This is a genomic window from Cognatishimia sp. F0-27 (assembly GCF_020667845.1).
Lineage (GTDB): Bacteria > Pseudomonadota > Alphaproteobacteria > Rhodobacterales > Rhodobacteraceae > JAFMPQ01.
In genome coordinates this window covers 19,064-39,113 of sequence record NZ_JAFMPQ010000009.1, presented here as the reverse complement: position 1 = coordinate 39,113, position 20,050 = coordinate 19,064, and the positions used below count along the sequence as shown (strand labels likewise).

The following is a 20,050-nucleotide window of genomic DNA, read 5'->3' as shown; positions in this document are numbered from 1 at the left end:
CGTCGCTTACTCGGCCGCGACCGCCGAAAGACGGCCGGTCTTCTGTGCCTTGATGCGATCCTCGATCTCGTCACGGAAATTCTTGATCAGACCCTGGATCGGCCACGCCGCCGCGTCGCCAAGCGCACAGATGGTGTGGCCTTCGACCTGTTTTGTCACATCGAACAGCATGTCGATTTCCTCGACCTCGGCCTTGCCCTGCACCAGACGGTCCATGACCCGCATCATCCACCCGGTGCCTTCGCGGCAGGGCGTGCACTGGCCGCAGCTCTCGTGCTTGTAGAATTTCGACAGCCGCCAGATCGCCTTGATGATGTCCGTGCTCTCATCCATCACGATCACCGCCGCCGTGCCGAGGCCGGAGCCCAGCTCACCGCGCAGGTAATCGAAATCCATGATCGCGTCGCGCATGTGCTCGCCGCGCACACAGGGCACAGACGACCCGCCCGGGATCACGGCCTTGAGGTTGCCCCAGCCGCCGCGGATTCCGCCACAATGCTTGTCGATCAGCTCTTCGAAGGAGATGCTCATCGCTTCTTCGACGACGCACGGGTTGTTCACATGGCCCGAGATCGCGAACAGCTTGGTGCCCGCGTTGTTCTGACGGCCAAAGCCCGCGAACCAATCAGGCCCCCGGCGCAGAATCGTCGGCACAACGGCGATGGATTCGACATTGTTCACCGTGGTCGGGCAGCCGTAGAGCCCGGCTCCCGCGGGGAACGGCGGCTTCATGCGCGGCATGCCCTTCTTGCCTTCAAGGCTCTCCAGCAGCGCCGTTTCCTCGCCACAGATATAGGCGCCCGCCCCGTGATGCAGATACAGGTCAAAATCCCAGTCGGAGCCAGCAGCATTCTTGCCCAGAAGCCCCGCGTCATAGGCTTCGTCGATCGCCGCCTGAAGCGCTTCGCGTTCGCGGATATACTCGCCACGGATGTAGATGTAGCACGCATGCGCCTGCATTGCGAAACTCGCGATCAGACAGCCTTCGATCAGCGTATGCGGATCGTGGCGCATGATCTCACGATCCTTGCAGGTGCCGGGCTCGGATTCGTCGGCATTGACCACGAGATAACTCGGGCGACCGTCGCTTTCCTTGGGCATGAAAGACCACTTGAGACCGGTCGGGAAGCCCGCGCCGCCGCGCCCGCGCAGACCGGATTGCTTCATCTGGTCGATGATCCAGTCGCGTCCCTTCTGGATGATGCCCGCCGTGCCATCCCAATGGCCACGCTTCTTGGCGCCGTCCAGCGTCCGGTCATGCATCCCGTAGATGTTGGTAAAGATGCGATCCTTGTCGTCGAGCATACCCGATAAACCCCGTTATCCGTTCCCGTCGCCCCGGCTGTCGCGCCAGAGCCCGTATACCATCCAAAGTGCAACGCCAAACCCCGCAAGTGCCGCGAGATCAAAAAAGGCCAGGGCCCGAGGGCCCCACCCCATGGCGGCGCCAGCGGTGGTGACGATGAGCCAAGAAACAGCGACGCCGGCAATGACGAGCGCGATCCGGCGCCCCCGTTTGTCGTGCGCGTCATTCTGCGCCATCGTTCCTCCGTCGGCTTTTCCTGATCAGCGCTATCAGGACTTGTCGGTCTTTTCCAGCGGTTGGGCTGCGGCAAGCAGACGCTTTGCCTGTCCCGCCCAGTCAGAGCGCACTGCACCGCCCCGCGTCGTCGGCAACACGTCATCGATATATTGCGCCTGTGCCTTGGTCCAGCCCATGACCTGATCGAGATGCCAGATGCCGAGATCGTTCAATTCCTTGGCCAGCTTCGGCCCGATGCCCTTGATCACCGTCAGGTCATCCGCTTTGCCGGCGCGCGGCGCCTTGAGCATGGCCGGCGCGTTCCCTGCTGCCTTGGTCTCGGCGGGCTTCGTCTCAACTGGTTTGCTGTTGGGAGTCTGCCCGTCACGAGCCTGCACCGACGCGGCCTTGACCGGAGCGGCTGTCGCCGTGGCGGACGCGGCCGTGGCGGGCTTGCTCACGCTGTCCGCGGGTTTGACTGCCACTGTCGCGGCACGGGCCTTGACCGGAGCCGGTTCGGGCGCTTTGGGCGCCGCAGGTTTCGCTGCTGTCTTTGCTTCGGGTGCCGGCGCATCCACCTTGGCGGCGGCTTTCGTCGGCGCGGCTTTCGCAGGTTCCGACTTGGCGGGTTTTGCCTTGGCCGAAGGTTCGGACGCCGGCACAAGCGTCGAGATGGAGGCGCTGTCGCTTGCCAGAACCGGGCCTTTGGACGCCGCGACCGGTGCTTTCACCGGCGCCGTGGACGGCGTTGCCTTTTTCGCGGGTTTTGCAGCCGGTGTGGTCTTGGCCGCCTTGGGTGCGACCGGCGCATCGCCGGGCAAACGCGGCGCAAAGGCCATCGCCATCTGCCACGGTGCAAAGGCCACCTTCATCATTTGTTGGTTGAATTCCATGCCGATCCGGACCTGCTGGGTCCAGAGCTCGATCATCGGGGTCATACCGGGAAGGGGGGAAAATGTCGTCATCGGGGATTTCACGTCGCTCGCTCCTGCTAGTGCTTTGATCGCGTCCATGTCCGGTCGACCGGACGGCGCGGCAGGCCCTGCCCTCCCCGCAAGTCCCACAGGTTTTGGCCTGACATGATCCCCCGCGATCCGCAAGGCTCGTCAACGTCGCATCCGCGCCGTTTTGCCGGGCGCGCGACAAACCGCCACCGGCCTGCCCAATGCCGCGCCACCCGGCGCCACCCGCATGGCAAAGGTGAGGCCACCGGAATGGAAAAAGTGGCACCACCGGAATGGAAAAAGTGGCACCACCCGCAAGGCAAAAGTGGCATCACCCGCAAGGCAAAGGTGGCACCATCCAATTGAAAAAACGGGGGGCGCCGGTCTTGTGCCCGACGCCCCTTCCAAATGCGGCCTCCCAAGGTCGCGCCGATCAAGCGCACACCTGGTTCAATACATGTTGCCCTGATCGACCTTCTTGGAGAACGCCGTCTCTTCGCCCGACGCCAGCGTGGCCGCCTGCTCCACCCAGTTGTCGCGGGTCACTCGGCCCTTGAACCCTTCGAGATTGGCATCAACCCAAGCCACCTCATCCGCGGTCCAGGCGGCAATCTGATCGAAATGATAGAATCCGAGCGAATGGCACAGCTGTTCGAGCTTGGGCCCGATTCCCTTGATCCGCTTGAGATCGTCCGCGCCGCCTTCACGCGGCGCATCCAGCGCCACCGGTCGCTGGCCGACATCCGCTGCGGCGTCGGTATCGGCCGCGGCACCAGTATCGGCCGCGGGGGCCGGCGCAGCGCTTGCACCTTCGGCCTCATATTTCCAGCTGCCCTTGCGTTCGGCAAGCTCGGCCTGTCCAGCCAAGGGCTTGGAGGGTTTGACGAGCGACTCATCCGCCGGAGCGGCGGGAGCCGCTTCTGCCGCCGGAGCCGGAGCCGCCGCAGGGGCCGGAGCCGCGTCTGGCTCAGCCGCCGCAACCGGAGCCGCCGCAGCCGGAGCCGCCGCAGTCGGGGCATGATGACCCGCCTCTGACTCGCCCGGCGGCACGGCGCGCATCCCGGTATCCTGCCCCGGCACCACCGTGCCCGGCGCGGGCAAGGACCGACAGAACAGGAAACTGAACAAAAGACCCAGAACCACGGTTGCGATGCCTCCGATGAACACCGCCCCGATGAAACTCCAGCCCCCCAATACGAGCAGCAACACAATCGCGAGGAGCCCTGCTCCCGCGGCCATGGCCCAGCTGCCCAATGCGCAGCTCATGCCGCCATTCTTGTCACTCATCGGTCTCTCCCTATTCCTGTCGAGCAGTGTCACTCTTGCTTGACAGTGTTTCTCTTAACACGAATGGGTCAACCCGTCTTGTCTCAGGACATAAGACTTTTCGCCTGTTCCACCCAATTATCGCGCGAAACGCGGCCCTTGAAGCCTTCGAGGTGGTCATCGACCCATGCGACCTCCTCCGGACCCCAGGCCGCGATCTGCTCGAAATGATAGAATCCGAGGCTGTGCAACAGCGCTTCCATCTTCGGCCCGACCCCACTGATCTTCTTGAGATCATCCGCCTTGCCACCCTTGGGAGCATCCAGCGTCTCGGGTTTCCGGCCCGTCTCGGGGGCCGCGTCTGTCGCGTCTGTCGCAGGCTTCGCCTTCGGCTCGGCTTCAGGCGCCTCTCCGGGCGCTTCCGCACGTCCGTCAGAGGCCGCCCCGACATTGCGTGGCGCCGGCTCTTCGCCTTTGGTCCGGCCTCCCTGCGCCCCGTCCGGCCCAGCGGGCGGCATCATGTCGTCGCGAGCCGCGGAAGACGGTGCCCGCCCGGAATTGGCCGCTTCCGCCGGCTCACCCGTGGCAGGGTCGGTCCACGGGGCGCGGAACGGCACTTCGCTTCCGTCGATCCGCTTGACCGTGTCACCGATGTCATGGGCCAGCTGCGCGGAGGCGTTCAGCGTGATGCCCGCGTTGCGGAATTCCGTCAGGCTGCTCAGGCCCGAGGCCGGCTCCGCTGCAAAACGGCCGTTCTGCGGGCCAACCTGCGGCACCTCGCCCTTGGCCAGCGCATCAATCAGCGCCCCGAGTTTTTCGGCGGTCAGGTCTTCGTAGTAATCCTTGCCGATCTGTGCCATCGGCGCGTTGGCGCATGCCCCGAGGCACTCGACCTCTTCCCAGCTGAACTTGCCGTCAGCCGACAGCGCATGGGGCGCCTTTGCAATCTTGTCCTGACAGACCGCCACCAGATCCTCCGCCCCGCAAATCATGCAGGACGTGGTTCCGCAGATCTGGATATGCGCAACAGAGCCAACGGGTTGCAGCTGGAACATGAAGTAGAACGTGGCCACTTCGAGCGCGCGCATATAGGCCATATCAAGCATTTCGGCCACGTGCTCGATCGCCGGGCGCGACAGCCAGCCTTCCTGTTCCTGCGCGCGCCACAAAAGCGGGATGATGGCGCTGGCCTGACGGCCTTCGGGGTATTTCCGGATCTGCGCTTCCGCCCAGGTCTGGTTGTCGGCGGTAAACGCAAAACTGTCGGGTTGCTCGGGGTGCAAACGGCGCAGCATCGGTCGGCTCTCTTTCTCACGATCGGCACTGTCGTTGCGGCGGACAGCGCCGGTGGCAGGGTGTCTTCTTGTCAGATGCGCAGCGCCGGGTCGGTCCCCGCTTGCGGCATCTCGGGTCATACGCGCGGCGTCTTGCGCCGCAAGGGTTGCGCGACCGGCTCGCCAGCCCTGTGGCAAACCGGCATGCGCCGGGGTCGGTCACGCGCGGAACGCGATTCGCGATCGGGTTCAGGTCGCCTCGGCCACCTGAACGTCCGCATCGGGGGCGCAGGCTCCCGTCACAAGCCGCACACCGCCATTGCTCAGCATCACGGCCTCTTCGCGCGCAACGCGGTATTGGGCGACCTCGATCACCTTGGCGCGCGGCAGACCGCTCTGCAGTTCGACAGGCAGGTAATCGCTTTCGCCCACAAGGTCGCAGCCGATCGAGGCCAGCGCCGCGTCAAACAAAGCCAGGTCTTCCTGCGTCACGTCTTCCGGCGGCAGGACACAGCCCGCCGCTGTCATCAACCCTGCGGCCAGCAGCGCAATCCGTTTCGTCATCTCGTCCCTCCTTGGAGCCGTTGCCCCGGCCGCCGATCATCCGACCGGTCAGCCCTCAATTGCAGCCTTCGACAAGCTGTTCAACCTGGGTATCGGGGTCGTAGGTCACGATCCCGTCGCGTTCCAAAGCCTCATAAACCCGCGAGAACGCATCGTCCAGAACGCGGCGTTGCGGCACGTTGAAGCCGCCCTCCGCAAGATAGGCGGCCTGTCGCGCTTCACGCATCTGCACAAAGGGCGCGTTGTCAGCGTCGGCAGCCCAGGTGTATTGGCAATCGCGCTCCCGCAGGGTCTCGATCACCGTCTTGCGCGTGGCCGCCAGCACGTCCTCCGGCGCCGGGTCTACCTTGATGCCCGCAGCGCGCCGCTCGGCCGCCAGCGACGCCTTGCGCTCCGCCATCGCCGCGTCCAGCGTTTCGGCGCTCACGACCGGAACGCAGTTGACCAGCGCCACGCCGATTGGCTCAAGCCCGCCTTCCAGCGTTTCGGCGCGCCCTACACGGCTTTCACACAGGAAATCGGCGCTGCCATTGCGCACCAGAAGGTCGTAGCCGCCAAAACCGCCCGAGGGTCCGATCACCGTATAGCCCAAGGTCTCGTCAAAGCGCGGCAGCGTCTCCGCATGCGCGCAATGGGCCAGAACGGCCACCCCGACGAGACAGGCCCGGATCATCTATCGATTTCTCCAAACACCACGTCGAGCGTTCCGATGATCGCCGCCACATCGGCAAGCTGGTGCCCCGAGGCGATATGGTCCATCGCCTGCAAATGCAGGTAGCCCGGCGCGCGCAGCTTGGCCCGGTAGGGTTTGTTGGACCCGTCCGCCACGAGATAGACCCCGAATTCACCCTTCGGCGCCTCGACCGCGGCATAAACCTCGCCCGCGGGCACGTGGAACCCTTCGGTGTAGAGTTTGAAATGGTGGATCAGGCTTTCCATCGAGGTCTTCATGTCGCCGCGCGCCGGCGGGGTCAGTTTGCCTCGGGCCAGCACATCGCCCTGCCCTTCAGGCGCGCGCAGCTTCTCGATGGCCTGCTGCATGATCTTGAGGCTCTCGCGCATTTCCTGCATCCGCACGAGGTAGCGATCGAAGCAATCGCCGTTCTTGCCGACGGGGATCTGGAAGTCGAACTCGTCATAGCATTCATAGGGCTGCGCGCGGCGCAGATCCCACGCAAAGCCCGACCCGCGCACCATCACGCCCGAGAACCCCCAATCCTGGATCTCCTCTTCGCTGACAACGCCGATGTCCACGTTGCGCTGCTTGAAGATGCGGTTCTCCGTCAGCAGCCCGTCGATATCGTCGAGCACGGCAGGGAATTCCTTGATCCATTGCTCGATGTCGTCGATGAGGTCTGGCGGCAGGTCCTGATGCACGCCACCGGGCCGGAAATAGGCCGCATGCAGACGCGCACCGCAGGCCCGCTCGTAGAACACCATGAGCTTTTCGCGCTCCTCGAAACCCCAGAGCGGCGGCGTGAGCGCGCCCACATCCATGGCCTGCGTGGTGACGTTGAGAAGATGCGACAGAATGCGCCCGATCTCGGAATACAACACCCGGATCAGCGACGCGCGCCGCGGCACCTCGGTCCCGGTGAGCTTCTCGATCGCCAGACACCAGGCGTGTTCCTGGTTCATCGGCGCCACGTAGTCGAGCCGGTCGAAATACGGCAGGTTCTGGAGATAGGTCCGGCTCTCCATGAGCTTCTCGGTGCCACGATGCAGCAGCCCGATATGCGGATCGCAACGCTCGACGATCTCCCCGTCAAGCTCAAGCACAAGCCGCAAAACGCCATGCGCCGCAGGGTGCTGTGGGCCGAAATTGATGTTGAAATTGCGGATCTTCTGCTCGCCCGTCAGGGCATCTTCGAAGCCACGCTTGTTCGGTAGATCGCCGTCCATCACGCCTGTTCCCCGTCATCGAGGCGCTCGCAAGTGCGAAACACCTTCGTCAAAAGTTGCCACGTCCCATCGACGCGGACAAAACCCAAGTGATCCTCATAGCGCACCGGCGGCACGGCGACGGTCAGATGCACCCGACCGATCTCGCCCCCCGCCGCGTCAACGCTGAGGATCTCGCAAACCGCCGGGCCGGACTGCCCCACACGCCCGCGCACCCGTTCGAGATAGGCCGCCTTGTCCCAGAAGGTCAGGGAACCGTTCTCGATCATCGTCATCGCAAAGCGCTCGTGACACAGGGTCTCGAACACGGCCGCATCTGCGGCCCAGACCGCATCGCAATAGGCGGTCGCCGCATCATACAGGCTGCTCAGAGGGGCGTCGGCCGTGGTCATCGCGCTGCCCTACCGTCTCTGGCCGGGGCGCAACGGATCACGCCGCTTGTCGGCCTCGACCGCAATCGCATCCCGCTCGGGCTGCGCATCACCGCCCGCGCCCAACAGCTCCTTGAGCATCTCGATCAGCTTTTCCATCAGCGGCGCTCCATCTCTTGCAATTTCATCGCCATGACCCAAAGCAACACCAGAGGCGCAATCGGGATCAGGGCGGCAAAGGCCCAGTTCTTGTTGACACCAAAATGCGGCAGCAGCTTCAGCAACGGGATGACCGTCAGGGCCGAAACCACAAGCCAGACAAGAAACTCCATCAGATCCCTCCCCCAGCGCTGTGCGCGCGCTTGAAAAACCGTCGACGCAGGCCCGGCACCAGGAAAAGGAACGGGCCCAAAAGGACAATCCAGAACGCGCGCTCGAACGGGGTCAAGATGCCTTTTCCTCCGTCTTCTCGTCACCCGGGAGCACATATTGCGCCCCTTCCCACGGGCTCATGAAGTCGAACTGGCGATATTCCTGCACAAGGCTGACCGGCTCGTAAACCACGCGCTTCTGCTCTTCATCATAGCGCACTTCGGTATAGCCCGTCGTCGGAAAATCCTTGCGCAGCGGATGCCCGCGGAAGCCGTAATCGGTCAGGATGCGCCGCAGGTCCGGATGGCCCGAAAACAGGATGCCGAACATGTCGAACACCTCGCGCTCGAACCAGTTGGCCGACGGGTGCACATCGACGATGGACGGCACCATGTCTTCTTCGCGGATCGACACGCGCAGCCGGATGCGGTGGTTCTGATACATCGACAGGAAATGATACACCACGTCGAACCGCTTCTTGGGGCGCGCGGGGTAATCCACCGCCGTCAGATCCACCAGCGACGAGAACCGGCAGGTCGCATCGGTCTTGAGGAAATCCACGAACCCGCGGATGTTCGCCGGGGCCACGTCGATATTCAACTCGCCATGGCTCACATCCCAGCCAAGCACGCAATCGGGGCGCTTGGTCTCGATATGGGTACCGAGTTCCTTGAGAGCTTCAGTCATGGTGTCGTCTCCAGAAGCACCTGATCGTAAAAGGTTGCGCGCGCATCATGGCTTGTAAAGAACCGCACCATGAAATCCGGCAGCACCGTCCGTGCGGGGTCGTCCCCGGCAAAAGCCCGGACCGAGCCCATGTCGTCCCACGTGGTCAACACGGTCACCGCAGCAGGATCACCCTCCCGCGCAACGAGAAATTCTACCGCCCGGAAGCCGTCGATGGCGCGCACCTGGTCGAGCACGCGTGCGCGGTAGGTTTCGACCCACGCCTCCACGTCGTCTCTGCCCACACGGGCCTCCCATTTGCGCACAACGGCCCCTGTCATCGCACAAGCGTGCCGGTGCGGCGAATCTTTTTCTGCAGCGCCATGATCCCGTAGAGCAACGCTTCGGCCGTCGGCGGGCAGCCCGGCACATAAACGTCCACCGGCACGATCCGGTCACAGCCCCGCACTACCGAATAGCTGTATTGGTAGTAGCCGCCGCCATTGGCACAGGAGCCCATCGAGATTACGTAACGCGGCTCCGGCATCTGGTCATAGACCTTGCGCAGCGCCGGCGCCATCTTGTTGGTCAGCGTGCCGGCGACGATCATCAGGTCGGACTGGCGCGGGCTGGCGCGCGGCGCCGTGCCGAAGCGCTCCATGTCATAGCGCGGCATCGCGGTGTGCATCATCTCCACCGCGCAGCAGGCAAGCCCAAACGTCATCCAGTGCAGCGAGCCGGTGCGGGCCCAGTTGATGATATCCTCGGTCGAGGTCAGCAAGAACCCCTTGTCCTGCAATTCGCGGTTCAGGGTCTGCGTGGCAACTTCGCGATCGCCACCAACCCCGGTGATCCCCGAGCCGGTATCGGTCATCACTCCCATTCGAGTGCTCCCTTTTTCCATTCATAGGCAAAGCCGATGGTGAGCACGCCCAGGAACACCATCATCGACCAGAACCCCGTCATCGAGATGTCCTGGAACGAGACCGCCCAAGGGAACAGGAACGCGATTTCCAGATCGAAGATGATGAACAGGATCGCCACGAGGTAGAAGCGCACGTCGAATTTCATCCGCGCATCGTCGAAGGCGTTGAACCCGCATTCATAGGCGCTGACCTTTTCGGGGTCCGGGTTGCGCACGGCAACAATCACCGCCGCAAGGATCAGAACGAGCCCCAATGCGATGGCAATGCCAAGAAAGACAAGTATGGGCAGATATTCCCGGAGAAGATCGTCCACGTTTCCGCTCCCTAGATCGGCCCTGCATCCGGGAGGCGCCCGGGCATGGCATGAGTGCGCGCATCACGCGCGCGTTGGCTGAGCCTTGATCTATCGGGGCTAGGGGGAAGGGTCAACACAGGCCGCGCCGCAATTCTGCGCAAATGTGAGCGCTCACAGCGTCACAAGGCGGGAAATTTATTGTTTTGTTTCAGAGACTTTTGCATAAACACCCACCCACAAGGGAGCAAGACCGCGCCGATGCGTCGCGGGGCCGCTGTCTCACCCGCTTGCAGCCATCACCACAAGCGCTGCACAAAACTGCAGCAGAAGAAGCGGAAACCAGAGCCGACGCTCCGCCCGCGATGGCGTAAGCGCGTTTGCAACGGTGCTGAGCGCGGTCACACCGACAGAGACCCACCCTGCCCAACGTGGCCAATCCAGCGCGACGAGTTCCGCAACCGACAGGATGGCCGCGGCCTGAAGCGCCACCACGACAAAAGACACCGCCGCAAGGACCCGTCCGGTTTTTGGCAGGCGGCCCGCGACCTGCCCGCCCTGCGTCAGCCGGCCCCAGGGCGCGCCTGCCACAAGCGCCACCTGAAAGCACAGATTGCCGATGGCGATCACCGCATAGAGTGCGGCCGCCGCGGTCAGGAGCCCCATGGCGGCGGGCGCTTGTCAAAGAAGGCCGCAATGCCCGCGCGCGCCTCATCGCTCTCCCAGCGGGCGGCCAGCGCGTCAATGGCATGATCGACCGCAGACGGATCGACCCGGCCCGCCAGATCCATCAGCAACGCCTTGGCGTCACGCACCGCCCCCGGCGCGCAGGCGAGATAGGGCGCGACCTCCGCCTCCACCGCCGCGTCGAGCGCATCGGACGGCACCGCGCGGGTCAGCAGCCCAAGCCGCACCGCCTCCTGCGCGCCGAAGAGCCGGGCATTCATGAACACCTCCCGCGCCCGCACCGCCCCCATGCGCGCGAGCACGTAGGGACCGATATTGGCCGGAATCAACCCAAGCCGCGTCTCGGTGAGGCCCATGCGGATCGTATCGGCGCCAATCGTCACGTCACAGACGCAGGCCAGCCCCACGCCGCCCCCGAACGCATTGCCCTGCACCCGTCCGATCAGCGGCTGCGGCAAGGCGTAAAGCGCCCCGAGCGCCGTTGCGATCCGCGCCGATTCGCGGCGGCGCGTTTCCGGGTCCATGTCGAACTGTTCGCGCATCCAGGCGAGGTCGCCCCCGGCGCAGAAGCTCTTGCCTTCCGCAGCCAGCACCACAACCCGCACCGCCTCATCGCGCCCGAGCGTGCGCGCCTCGGCCTCAAGCGCGCTCAGCATCGGCGCCGACAGCGCATTGTGTTTCTCGGCGCGGGCCAGCCAGATCGTGGCCACCCCGCGGTCGTCGCGCGTTACCCGGATCGGATCCGTCATCGGTTTGCTCCTGTGCCTGTGCCTGTGCCCGTGCCCGCCTCGCGCAGGCCACGGGCCATCTCTGCGGCCCGCAGGATCACATCGCGGTCCAGCCCGGTCTCGAAACCGCGCGCGACGAGCGCATCATGCACCGCCTCCGTGGCAACATTGCCGGCGGCCCCCGGCGCATAGGGGCAGCCGCCCAAGCCCCCCACCGCCGCATCGAAAACGCGCAGCCCCCGCTCCAACGCCACGGCCACATTGTCGAGCGCCCGCCCGGCCGTGTCGTGGAAATGCCCCGCAAGAGCGTCGGCCGGACAGACATCCAGCACCGCCGCCAGCATCGCGTCCACCGCCTCCGGCGTGCCACGCCCGATCGTATCGCCAAGGCTCACCTCATAGCAGCCCATGGCGCGCAGCGCCTCGACCACGCGCACCACCGCCTCCGGCGCCACCGCCCCGTCATAGGGGCACTCGACCACACAGGACACATAGCCGCGCACCGGCAATCCCGCCTCCTGCGCCGCCTGTGCCACGGGACCGAAACGCGCCAGGCTATCCTCGACGCTGGCATTGATATTGGCCCGCGAAAATCCCTCGGAAGCCGAGCCGAACACCGCCACCTCGTCGGCGCGGGCGGCGAGCGCACGCTCCAACCCTGTCGCATTGGGTGTCAGCGCCGCATAGGACACGCCGGGCGCGCGCGTGATACCGGCCAGCACGGCGGCGGAATCGGCCATTTGCGGCACCCATTTCGGGCTGACGAAAGACGCGCATTCGATCCGCCGGAACCCGGCACCCGAGAGGCAATCGACCAAGGCGACCTTGTCCGCGGTGGCGATTGCCGCAGGCTCGTTCTGGAGCCCGTCACGCGGACCGACCTCAAAGATTTCAACCGTTTCCGTCACAGTCCTCACGCCTCCGGCACCGGGTAGAAATCCTGCGTGTAAAAGCGCTGCGGCCCTTCACGCTCCACCGCGCGCCGATAGGCAGGCCGGGCCGCGCAGCGCTCGCGATATGCCATGATCCGCGGAAACGCGTCCATCTCCACGTAGAACGGCGCGGCAAACAGATTGAACCCCATCATGATATCCGCACCCGAAAACCCGGAGGGCAACAGCCAATCGCGGTCGGCCAACCGCTCCTCCAGCCCGCGCAGCGTCTGGCGCAGCCGGGCCACGGTCAGCTTGACCACAACCGGCGACGGCTTGGCCGGCGGGCGCAGGAACACCATCTGCAGGTTCAGATTCTCGATCAGGCTGGCCTGGGTCTCGGCAAAACCGATCCATTGCAGATAGGCCGCCCGCTCGGCATCGCCCGGCGCGCGGTCCAGCGCGGGCGCCATGGTCTCGCATAAATATTGCACGATGGCGCCGCTTTCGCTCATCTCGATCCCGTCATAGGCGATGGCCGGGATGCGCACCGCCGGTGACAGGCGCGGCAGATCGCTTTCGGCCATTTCACGCGTGCCGATCCGGTGTTCGACAATCTCCAGCCCGCCGAACCGGTCCGGCCCGATCTCCTCGATCAGCCAGAGGACGCGGAAGGACCGCCCGTATTGTACGTGGTGCAGCGTGATCATGCGCTTGTCTCCTTGCTTGCCCCGTCACGTCGGACCCCGGGGCCAATCGGGCCATACGCAGTCACCCTGCGCCCCGAGGCGCGCAACCCCTGTCCCGTCGGTCCGGGCCGCATCATGCCGCGTCTTCCTCAAGCCGGATCAGCGGCGCCCCGGCCTCGACCTGATCGCCTTCGGCCACCAGCACTTCCGCCACCGTCCCGTCCCGGGCGGCGGTGAGCGTGTGCTCCATCTTCATCGCTTCAAGCACCGCAAGGCGCGCGCCCGCGGCAACCGCCTGCCCCGCCTCGACCATCACCGCAACCACCCGTCCCGGCATCGGCGCCAGTGTCAGCCCGGCATCGCCGCCCGCCGCGGTGTCGCGCGCCAGAAGGTCGACCCGCTCGAAGGCAACGCCGTAATCCGCGAAGACCGTGACCCGATCCGCATCGGCAAACCCGCCGTGACCCGGCGCATCGTCAAACCACCAGCGCCCGCCGCGATGCTCTGCCTGAACCGTCGCCTCGCCAATGGTGCAGGCGATCCGCGACGGCGACGCCACCCGCAGCACGATCTCGATCACCGCGCCCTCGCGGGCCAGCGCCACCGGCCGCGCGAGCGGTGCCCAAAGCGCGAATCCCCGCGACCAGTCACCCGGTGCATCCAGTCCGGTCGCGATCAGCGCCGCCTCCGCCATGATGGCGGGCGAGACCGCCGCGCGGGCCGTGAGCGCATCGAGATCCCGCCCGATCAGCCCGGTATCCACCGCGCCCGCGGCAAAACCTGCATGTTCGGCAAGCGCTCCGAGAAAGGCGAGATTGGTCACCGTTCCGGCGACCTGTGTTTCGCGCAAGCCACGCGCGAGCTGCCGCAACGCCACCGCCCGCGTGGGGCCATGCACCACCAACTTGGCGATCATCGGGTCATAATGCGGAGAGATACGGTCGCCCGAGCGCACGCCGCTGTCGGCGCGCAGGCCGTCCGGGAAGCGCAGATGCGCCAGCCGCCCCGTGGCCGGAAGGAAGCCCGCCGGCACGTCCTCCGCGTAAAGCCGCGCTTCGAACGCGTGCCCCGTAATGGCGAGATCCGCCTGTTGCGCGGGCAGCGGCTCGCCCGCCGCAACCCGGATCTGCCATTCCACCAGATCGATGCCGGTGATCGCCTCGGTCACGGGGTGCTCGACCTGCAAGCGGGTGTTCATCTCCATGAACCAGAACCCGTCCGGACGCAGGCCGTCCGACCCGTCGACGATGAATTCCACCGTGCCTGCGCCCTTGTAGCCGATGGCTTCGGCCGCGCGCACTGCGGCGGCCCCCATGGCGGCACGCATTTCCTCGGTCATGCCCGGCGCGGGCGCTTCCTCGATCACTTTCTGGTGCCGCCGCTGGAGCGAACAGTCGCGCTCGAAAAGATGCACCGCACGCGTCCCGTCACCGAAGACCTGAAGTTCGATATGGCGCGGCTGGGTCACGAATTTCTCGATCAGCACCGCCTCATTGCCGAACGCGGTGCGCGCCTCCGCCTGTGCCCGGGTCAGCGCATCCGCGAAATCCTCGGGCCGGTCCACCAGGCGCATGCCCTTGCCGCCGCCGCCGGCGACCGCCTTGATCAGGACCGGGTAACCAATCCGCGCGGCTTCGGCTGCCAGATGCGCGGGCGCCTGATCGGCCCCGTGATAGCCCGGCACAACCGGCACCCCGGCCTTCTCCATCAGCGCCTTGGCGGCATCTTTCAGCCCCATGGCGCGGATCGCCTTTGCGGAGGGTCCGATGAAGGTCAGCCCGGCCGCCTCGACCGCATCGACGAAATCGGGGTTCTCGCTGAGAAACCCGTAGCCGGGATGGATCGCCTGCGCGCCAGTCGCCTGCGCCGCCGCGATGATCGCGTCCCCGCGCAGGTAGCTCTCCGACGGTGCTGCGCCGCCGATCGGCACGGCAAGATCCGCCTCGGATACATGGGCTGCCTCAGTGTCGGCATCGGAATAGACCGCCACCGTGCGCAGTCCCATGGCCCGGGCCGTGCGGATCACACGCAGGGCGATCTCGCCCCGGTTGGCTATCAGGATCGTGTCAAACATCATGGCCTCACCCCGGCGATGGGCGCGTCGGCAAGCGCCGCGCCGTCGAAAGGCGCGCCTGCGGCGCCCTCTTTTTGGTTTTGATTTTGAGTATTTATGGACAGAAGAAACGCACGCGCCGCCCCAGGGTGGCTGGTGGCGGTCATGCGCATGGGATGTGCATGACCTGTGCATGGGTTGTGCATCGCGGTTTTCCTCACATGCGGAACACGCCGAAGCGTGTCTCCCCGATGGGCGCGTTGAGGGCGGCGCGCAGCGACAGCGCCAGCACGGCGCGGGATTTGCGCGGGTCGATGATGCCGTCATCCCAAAGCCGCGCGGAGGCGTAGAGCGGGTGGGACTGGCGTTCGAACATGTCCATCGTCGGTTTCTTGAAAGCGGCCTCTTCGTCGTCGGACCAGCTTTGGCCCGCACGCTCCAGCGCATCGCGTTTGACCGTGGCCAGCACGCCCGCAGCCTGTGCGCCACCCATGACGGAAATGCGGCTGTTGGGCCAAGTCCACAGGAAGCGCGGCTGGTAGGCGCGCCCGGCCATGCCGTAATTGCCCGCACCGAACGAGCCGCCGACCAGCATGGTGATCTTGGGCACGGATGTGGTGGCCACGGCGGTCACCATCTTGGCGCCATGGCGCGCGATCCCTTCGTTTTCATATTTGCGACCGACCATGAAGCCGGTGATGTTCTGAAGGAAAACCAATGGGATGCGGCGCTGCGAGCAGAGCTCCACGAAATGCGCGCCTTTCGCTGCGGCCTCGGAGAAGAGCACCCCGTTATTGGCGATGATGCCCACCGGCAGGCCATCGACATGGGCAAAGCCGGTGACCAGAGTTTCGCCGAAGCGCGGCTTGAATTCGTCGAACCGCGACCCGTCGACAATCCGCGCGATCACCTCACGGATGTCGTAGGGCGTGCGCAGATCCGCCGGCACAACGCCGAAGAGCTCCTCCGGGTCATACGCCGGATCCTCCGGCGGCAGGCTGTCTGGAGAGGATTGGTGCGGCAGGCTCGACACGGCCTGACGGGCAAGCGCGAGCGCATGGGCATCGTCCTCCGCCAGCATGTCCGCCACGCCGGACAGGCGTGTGTGCACGTCGCCGCCGCCAAGGTCCTCGGCGCTGACAACTTCGCCGGTGGCCGCTTTCACCAGCGGCGGCCCCGCAAGGAAGATCGTGCCCTGCTCCTTCACGATGATCGTGACATCGGACATGGCCGGCACATAGGCTCCGCCTGCCGTGCATGAGCCCATCACAACGGCGATTTGCGCGATGCCCTTCGCTGACATCCGCGCCTGGTTGTAGAAGATGCGCCCGAAATGATCCCGGTCCGGGAATACCTCGTCCTGGTTGGGCAGGTTGGCACCACCGCTGTCCACGAGATAGACGCATGGAAGGTGGTTTTCCTCGGCGATTTCCTGGGCCCGAAGGTGTTTCTTGACCGTCATCGGGTAATAGGTTCCCCCTTTGACGGTCGCATCGTTGCACAGCACCATGACCTGCCGCCCCTCGACCAGCCCGATGCCCGCGATAACGCCTGCGCAGGGCGCCGCGCCATCGTAGAGCCCGTGCGCCGCCGTGGCACCGATCTCCAGGAAAGGCGAGCCCGGATCGAGCAGCGCCGCAACACGGTGACGCGGAAGCATCTTGCCACGCGACAGATGCCGCGCGCGGGCCTTTTCGCCACCGCCCGAAGCGGCCAGCGCAGCGGCCTGCGCGATCTCTTCAAGTGCGGCGAGATGGGCCTCCCGGTTGGCCCGGAACTGGTCTGATCCCGGGATCACGGCGCTTTGCAGTTTCATGGTTGTCCCTTTCGGATGACGGGCGAAGCCAGCGCCCGCGCAACGCGGCGCGGTGGGCGTGTGGTTGCGCGGCTCATTGATGCGTCCTTGCGGTTTGGGTCGCCTCAGCGATGGCGCGCTCTTTCAAGGCCTTGCGGATCACCTTGCCGGTCACGGTCATCGGCAGCGAGTCAAGAAAGGCAATTTCTCTTGGATACGAGTATCTTGCAAGCCGATCCCGAACCCAGCCCTGTAAGGTTTCCGCGTCGACGCTTGCGCCCTTCCGGAGCACCACATAGGCCTTGACGATCTCGCCACGAAGCGCGTCGGGTTTGCCCACGACCCCAACCGTGGCCACTGACGGGTGGGTCAGCAGGCAATCTTCGATCTCGGCCGGGCCGATGCGGTAGCCGCCGGACGTGATCACATCGTCCTCGCGCCCCACAAAACGCAGCCCCGCGCCGGAGCGGATCCCGCGATCGCCGGTGAGCATCCAGTCCCCACGAAACTTCTCGGCGGTTGCGTCCGGGCGGTTCCAATAGCCCAGAAACATCGAGGGCGCGCCGCGCCGCACGGCAATGTCGCCTTCGCCGTCCGTCGGCTGACCGTTATCGTCGATGACCTCGACATCGAAACCCGGCACGGGGCGACCCATGGCGCCGGGTTCCGGGGCAAAACGGCTTGCGCAGGACGAGACCACCATGTTGCATTCGGTTTGCCCGTAGAATTCGTTGATCGTCACCCCAAGCGCCTCGCGACCCCAGGCGAGCATTTCGGCTCCCAGGGGTTCACCGCCGGACGCGACGCTGCGCAACCCGGCGATCCGCGCGCCGTCAGCCTTCAGAAGACGCAAGGCAGTTGGCGGGAAAAAAGCATTGCGAACAGATGCTTCCGAGATAATTCTCATGCATTCCCCGGAGCTGAATTTCTCCATCCGCGCGGCGACCACCGGCACGCCAAGCGCGAGACCGGGCATGGCCACATCGAACAATCCCCCGATCCACGCCCAGTCCGCCGGGGTCCACAGACAGTCTCCGGGCTGGCCAAGGTCATCATGGCTGATGACGACCCCGGGAATATGCCCGTCGAGCACGCTGTGCCCGTGCAACGCGCCTTTGGGCGCGCCGGTGGTGCCGGACGTGTAAATCAAAACAGCCGGTGTCTCGGGGCCCGCGTCCGCATAGGGAACGGGCGGTCCGGAAACGCCAGCCTCCGATGCGATCCAAGGCTCCGCCAGATCACCCAGCAACGCGCGGCCTTCAGGGTCCGTCAGAACCAGCGCGCAGCCGGCATCCTCCAGACGGCTTTGAAGCGCGCCGCGCGCGAACAGCTTGAAAAGCGGCACGGAAATCGCGCCGAGCTTCCAGATCGCCAGATGGGCCGCCGCGCACCACGGGCTCTGGCTCAGCAGCACGCCAACCCGGTCACCCGCCGCAATCCGTATGCGGAGCGCGCGCGCGAGACCGTCGGTCCTCTGCGTCAGTTCGCCGATGCTCACGTCGCGGCGCGGCCCGTCACTGAGATCAATGATCGCAAGCTGATCGCGGGGCTTTTCAAGGATTTGCGCGGCCATGTTCATGTTTGCGGCTCGCGTCCACCTGAGCCCGGCACCATGCCTTCGGAGTGGGGCCCCCAGCCTTTGACCATCTGCCCAATGCCGTTGACATAGTACGCGTAGTGACGCGAAAGATCGCGCGGCGTTGGCCCACAGGACACCACCAGCCAGACCCCACGCTCCTCGCCCGGATAGGCCACGCAATCACCCACCGACGCCCCTGCGCCGGTGCCATCGCGGGCCCGGTCTTCAAGGTAGCGCTGTGCGTAGGCGTTGATCACATCCGTCTCCGTTATTGTTGCCGCGATCCAGCCCCAGCGGAAGCCGAGCAGCGCGGTCGCCACGACCAGCAGCGCCACCGGGGTCCACCAGACCCAGCGTGGCATCAGCCCATCGACGCCAGAAGCTCGCGACCGACCAGCATGCGGCGGATCTCGGACGTTCCCGCACCAATCTCCATCAGTTTGGCATCGCGGAACAGCCGCGCCACGGGCGCGTCGCTCAGGAAACCCGCCCCGCCCATGGCCTGCACCGCCTGATGCGCCTGCTTCATTGCCTCTTCGGAGGCGTAAAGACAGCAGGCCGCCGCGTCCTGCCGGGTCACATCGCCCCGGTCGCAGGCCTTTGCGACCTCGTAGACATAGGCGCGCGCGGAGTTCATCGCCGTGTACATATCGGCGATCTTGCCCTGCATGAGCTGGAAGGACCCGATGGGTTGGCCAAATTGCTTGCGCTCGGCCATATAGGGCATGATCTCGTCCATGCAGGCCGCCATGATGCCAAGTCCGATCCCGGCCAGCACGACGCGCTCATAGTCGAGCCCCGACATCAGAACGCGCACACCCTTGCCCTCTTCGCCGAGGATGTTGTCAAACGGCACTTCCACGTCGTCGAAGACAAGCTCGGCGGTGTTGGAGCCGCGCATGCCAAGCTTGTCGAAATGCCGCGAGGTGGAGAAGCCGGTCATGGATTTCTCGATCAGGAAGGCCGTGATTCCCTTGGATCCGGCATCCGGGTCGGTCTTGGCATAGACAACCAGCGTATCCGCATCGGGACCATTGGTGATCCAGTATTTGTTGCCATTCAGGCGAAAGTGGTCGTTGCGCTTCTCGGCCCGCAGCTTCATCGACACGACATCTGATCCCGCGGAGGGCTCGGACATGGCCAGCGCGCCCACATGCTCTCCGGAAATCAGACCGGGCAGATACTTGCTTTTCTGCGCCTCGCTGCCATTGAGCTTGATCTGGTTGACGCAGAGGTTGGAGTGGGCGCCATAGCTCAAAGAGACGGAGGCTGACGCGCGCGCGATCTCTTCGATGGCAACGGTATGGGCTAGATAGCTCATGCCCGCGCCGCCATAAGCCTCGTCAACCGTGATCCCCAGCAAGCCCAGATCGCCCATTTCGCGCCAAAGCGGCGCCGGGAACTCATTGGAACTGTCAATCTCCGCGGCCATGGGTTTGACGCGCTCCTGCGCCCATTTGTGCACCATCTCGCGCAGCGCATTCACGTCCTCGCCAAGATCGAATGACATGCTGGCCATAAACATCGCGACCGCCTCCCCTTGCGGAC

24 protein-coding genes are annotated in these 20,050 nt (G+C 65.2%); all 24 read right to left on the bottom strand.

What is annotated here, in order from left to right:
* Positions 1-6: 6 nt before the first annotated feature.
* The 24 genes from nuoF to J1C49_RS06665 all read right to left on the bottom strand — a co-directional run bounded on the left by nuoF (position 7) and on the right by J1C49_RS06665 (position 20,027).
* Positions 7-1,305, bottom strand: a complete 1,299-nt coding sequence (nuoF, locus tag J1C49_RS06775) for an NADH-quinone oxidoreductase subunit NuoF (RefSeq protein ID WP_227445055.1) — start codon at positions 1,303-1,305, stop codon at positions 7-9.
* A 15-nt stretch (positions 1,306-1,320) separates the two neighbouring features.
* Positions 1,321-1,542, bottom strand: coding sequence for a DUF5337 family protein (locus J1C49_RS06770; protein WP_227445054.1), 222 nt, complete (start codon positions 1,540-1,542; stop codon positions 1,321-1,323).
* A 33-nt stretch (positions 1,543-1,575) separates the two neighbouring features.
* Entirely contained in the window at positions 1,576-2,499 is a 924-nt protein-coding gene (locus J1C49_RS06765) for a hypothetical protein (RefSeq protein ID WP_227445053.1), read from the bottom strand.
* Between the two features lie 417 nt (positions 2,500-2,916).
* Positions 2,917-3,753, bottom strand: coding sequence for an endonuclease (locus J1C49_RS06760; protein WP_227445052.1), 837 nt, complete (start codon positions 3,751-3,753; stop codon positions 2,917-2,919).
* Between the two features lie 83 nt (positions 3,754-3,836).
* The gene (locus J1C49_RS06755) at positions 3,837-5,027 is read right to left on the bottom strand and encodes an NADH-quinone oxidoreductase subunit E (protein WP_227445051.1); all 1,191 of its coding nucleotides are present in this window, start codon (positions 5,025-5,027) and stop codon (positions 3,837-3,839) included.
* A gap of 228 nt (positions 5,028-5,255) precedes the next feature.
* Positions 5,256-5,570 carry a hypothetical protein gene (locus J1C49_RS06750; RefSeq protein ID WP_227445050.1) on the bottom strand — a complete coding sequence of 105 codons (315 nt, stop codon included), beginning with the start codon at positions 5,568-5,570 and terminating at the stop codon, positions 5,256-5,258.
* A 55-nt stretch (positions 5,571-5,625) separates the two neighbouring features.
* Positions 5,626-6,243, bottom strand: a complete 618-nt coding sequence (locus J1C49_RS06745) for a hypothetical protein (RefSeq protein WP_227445049.1) — start codon at positions 6,241-6,243, stop codon at positions 5,626-5,628.
* A complete protein-coding gene (locus J1C49_RS06740; RefSeq protein ID WP_227445048.1) occupies positions 6,240-7,472 on the bottom strand; it encodes an NADH-quinone oxidoreductase subunit D in 1,233 nt (410 codons plus the stop codon). The genes J1C49_RS06745 and J1C49_RS06740 overlap by 4 nt, the downstream gene beginning before the upstream one ends.
* Positions 7,472-7,864 (bottom strand): nuclear transport factor 2 family protein, encoded by a 393-nt coding sequence (locus J1C49_RS06735; protein ID WP_227445047.1) that lies wholly within the window; start codon positions 7,862-7,864, stop codon positions 7,472-7,474. Before J1C49_RS06735 ends, J1C49_RS06740 begins: the two co-directional genes overlap by 1 nt.
* 9 nt (positions 7,865-7,873) lie before the next feature.
* Positions 7,874-8,002, bottom strand: a complete 129-nt coding sequence (locus J1C49_RS21705) for a hypothetical protein (protein WP_255670615.1) — start codon at positions 8,000-8,002, stop codon at positions 7,874-7,876.
* Entirely contained in the window at positions 8,002-8,175 is a 174-nt protein-coding gene (locus tag J1C49_RS06730; RefSeq protein ID WP_227445046.1) for a hypothetical protein, read from the bottom strand. The genes J1C49_RS21705 and J1C49_RS06730 overlap by 1 nt, the downstream gene beginning before the upstream one ends.
* A 112-nt stretch (positions 8,176-8,287) precedes the next feature.
* Entirely contained in the window at positions 8,288-8,902 is a 615-nt protein-coding gene (locus tag J1C49_RS06725) for an NADH-quinone oxidoreductase subunit C (protein ID WP_227445045.1), read from the bottom strand.
* Positions 8,899-9,186 (bottom strand): hypothetical protein, encoded by a 288-nt coding sequence (locus J1C49_RS06720; RefSeq protein ID WP_227445044.1) that lies wholly within the window; start codon positions 9,184-9,186, stop codon positions 8,899-8,901. Before J1C49_RS06720 ends, J1C49_RS06725 begins: the two co-directional genes overlap by 4 nt.
* A gap of 32 nt (positions 9,187-9,218) precedes the next feature.
* Complete coding sequence (locus J1C49_RS06715) at positions 9,219-9,764, bottom strand: NADH-quinone oxidoreductase subunit B family protein (protein WP_227445043.1); 546 nt, start codon at positions 9,762-9,764, stop codon at positions 9,219-9,221.
* The gene (locus J1C49_RS06710) at positions 9,755-10,120 is read right to left on the bottom strand and encodes an NADH-quinone oxidoreductase subunit A (protein ID WP_227445042.1); all 366 of its coding nucleotides are present in this window, start codon (positions 10,118-10,120) and stop codon (positions 9,755-9,757) included. Before J1C49_RS06710 ends, J1C49_RS06715 begins: the two co-directional genes overlap by 10 nt.
* A 261-nt stretch (positions 10,121-10,381) precedes the next feature.
* Positions 10,382-10,765 (bottom strand): hypothetical protein, encoded by a 384-nt coding sequence (locus J1C49_RS06705; RefSeq protein WP_227445041.1) that lies wholly within the window; start codon positions 10,763-10,765, stop codon positions 10,382-10,384.
* Positions 10,753-11,535 carry a crotonase/enoyl-CoA hydratase family protein gene (locus J1C49_RS06700; protein WP_227445040.1) on the bottom strand — a complete coding sequence of 261 codons (783 nt, stop codon included), beginning with the start codon at positions 11,533-11,535 and terminating at the stop codon, positions 10,753-10,755. Before J1C49_RS06700 ends, J1C49_RS06705 begins: the two co-directional genes overlap by 13 nt.
* Complete coding sequence (locus J1C49_RS06695) at positions 11,532-12,422, bottom strand: hydroxymethylglutaryl-CoA lyase (protein ID WP_227445039.1); 891 nt, start codon at positions 12,420-12,422, stop codon at positions 11,532-11,534. Before J1C49_RS06695 ends, J1C49_RS06700 begins: the two co-directional genes overlap by 4 nt.
* A gap of 5 nt (positions 12,423-12,427) precedes the next feature.
* Positions 12,428-13,096: a glutathione S-transferase family protein gene (locus J1C49_RS06690; protein ID WP_227445038.1), complete on the bottom strand. Its 669-nt coding sequence runs from the start codon at positions 13,094-13,096 to the stop codon at positions 12,428-12,430.
* 112 nt (positions 13,097-13,208) lie between these two features.
* On the bottom strand, positions 13,209-15,149 hold the full coding sequence (locus tag J1C49_RS06685; protein ID WP_227445037.1) for a biotin carboxylase N-terminal domain-containing protein: 1,941 nt from the start codon (positions 15,147-15,149) through the stop codon (positions 13,209-13,211).
* Between the two features lie 196 nt (positions 15,150-15,345).
* Positions 15,346-16,944 carry a carboxyl transferase domain-containing protein gene (locus tag J1C49_RS06680; RefSeq protein ID WP_227445036.1) on the bottom strand — a complete coding sequence of 533 codons (1,599 nt, stop codon included), beginning with the start codon at positions 16,942-16,944 and terminating at the stop codon, positions 15,346-15,348.
* A 73-nt stretch (positions 16,945-17,017) separates the two neighbouring features.
* Positions 17,018-18,502 (bottom strand): AMP-binding protein, encoded by a 1,485-nt coding sequence (locus J1C49_RS06675; RefSeq protein ID WP_227445035.1) that lies wholly within the window; start codon positions 18,500-18,502, stop codon positions 17,018-17,020.
* A complete protein-coding gene (locus J1C49_RS06670) occupies positions 18,499-18,864 on the bottom strand; it encodes a hypothetical protein (protein WP_227445034.1) in 366 nt (121 codons plus the stop codon). Before J1C49_RS06670 ends, J1C49_RS06675 begins: the two co-directional genes overlap by 4 nt.
* Positions 18,864-20,027 carry an isovaleryl-CoA dehydrogenase gene (locus J1C49_RS06665; RefSeq protein ID WP_227445033.1) on the bottom strand — a complete coding sequence of 388 codons (1,164 nt, stop codon included), beginning with the start codon at positions 20,025-20,027 and terminating at the stop codon, positions 18,864-18,866. The genes J1C49_RS06670 and J1C49_RS06665 overlap by 1 nt, the downstream gene beginning before the upstream one ends.
* Positions 20,028-20,050 lie beyond the last annotated feature (23 nt).

Coding starts and splice junctions, on each gene's coding strand:
- nuoF (WP_227445055.1), bottom strand. CDS start 1,305: ATGCTCGACGACAAGGATCGCATCTTTACCAACATCTACGGGATGCAT.
- J1C49_RS06770 (WP_227445054.1), bottom strand. CDS start 1,542: ATGGCGCAGAATGACGCGCACGACAAACGGGGGCGCCGGATCGCGCTC.
- J1C49_RS06760 (WP_227445052.1), bottom strand. CDS start 3,753: ATGAGTGACAAGAATGGCGGCATGAGCTGCGCATTGGGCAGCTGGGCC.
- J1C49_RS06755 (WP_227445051.1), bottom strand. CDS start 5,027: ATGCTGCGCCGTTTGCACCCCGAGCAACCCGACAGTTTTGCGTTTACC.
- J1C49_RS06750 (WP_227445050.1), bottom strand. CDS start 5,570: ATGACGAAACGGATTGCGCTGCTGGCCGCAGGGTTGATGACAGCGGCG.
- J1C49_RS06745 (WP_227445049.1), bottom strand. CDS start 6,243: ATGATCCGGGCCTGTCTCGTCGGGGTGGCCGTTCTGGCCCATTGCGCG.
- J1C49_RS06740 (WP_227445048.1), bottom strand. CDS start 7,472: ATGGACGGCGATCTACCGAACAAGCGTGGCTTCGAAGATGCCCTGACG.
- J1C49_RS06735 (WP_227445047.1), bottom strand. CDS start 7,864: ATGACCACGGCCGACGCCCCTCTGAGCAGCCTGTATGATGCGGCGACC.
- J1C49_RS21705 (WP_255670615.1), bottom strand. CDS start 8,002: ATGGAAAAGCTGATCGAGATGCTCAAGGAGCTGTTGGGCGCGGGCGGT.
- J1C49_RS06730 (WP_227445046.1), bottom strand. CDS start 8,175: ATGGAGTTTCTTGTCTGGCTTGTGGTTTCGGCCCTGACGGTCATCCCG.
- J1C49_RS06725 (WP_227445045.1), bottom strand. CDS start 8,902: ATGACTGAAGCTCTCAAGGAACTCGGTACCCATATCGAGACCAAGCGC.
- J1C49_RS06715 (WP_227445043.1), bottom strand. CDS start 9,764: ATGGGAGTGATGACCGATACCGGCTCGGGGATCACCGGGGTTGGTGGC.
- J1C49_RS06705 (WP_227445041.1), bottom strand. CDS start 10,765: ATGGGGCTCCTGACCGCGGCGGCCGCACTCTATGCGGTGATCGCCATC.
- J1C49_RS06700 (WP_227445040.1), bottom strand. CDS start 11,535: ATGACGGATCCGATCCGGGTAACGCGCGACGACCGCGGGGTGGCCACG.
- J1C49_RS06690 (WP_227445038.1), bottom strand. CDS start 13,096: ATGATCACGCTGCACCACGTACAATACGGGCGGTCCTTCCGCGTCCTC.
- J1C49_RS06685 (WP_227445037.1), bottom strand. CDS start 15,149: ATGTTTGACACGATCCTGATAGCCAACCGGGGCGAGATCGCCCTGCGT.
- J1C49_RS06680 (WP_227445036.1), bottom strand. CDS start 16,944: ATGAAACTGCAAAGCGCCGTGATCCCGGGATCAGACCAGTTCCGGGCC.
- J1C49_RS06675 (WP_227445035.1), bottom strand. CDS start 18,502: ATGAACATGGCCGCGCAAATCCTTGAAAAGCCCCGCGATCAGCTTGCG.
- J1C49_RS06670 (WP_227445034.1), bottom strand. CDS start 18,864: ATGCCACGCTGGGTCTGGTGGACCCCGGTGGCGCTGCTGGTCGTGGCG.
- J1C49_RS06665 (WP_227445033.1), bottom strand. CDS start 20,027: ATGTTTATGGCCAGCATGTCATTCGATCTTGGCGAGGACGTGAATGCG.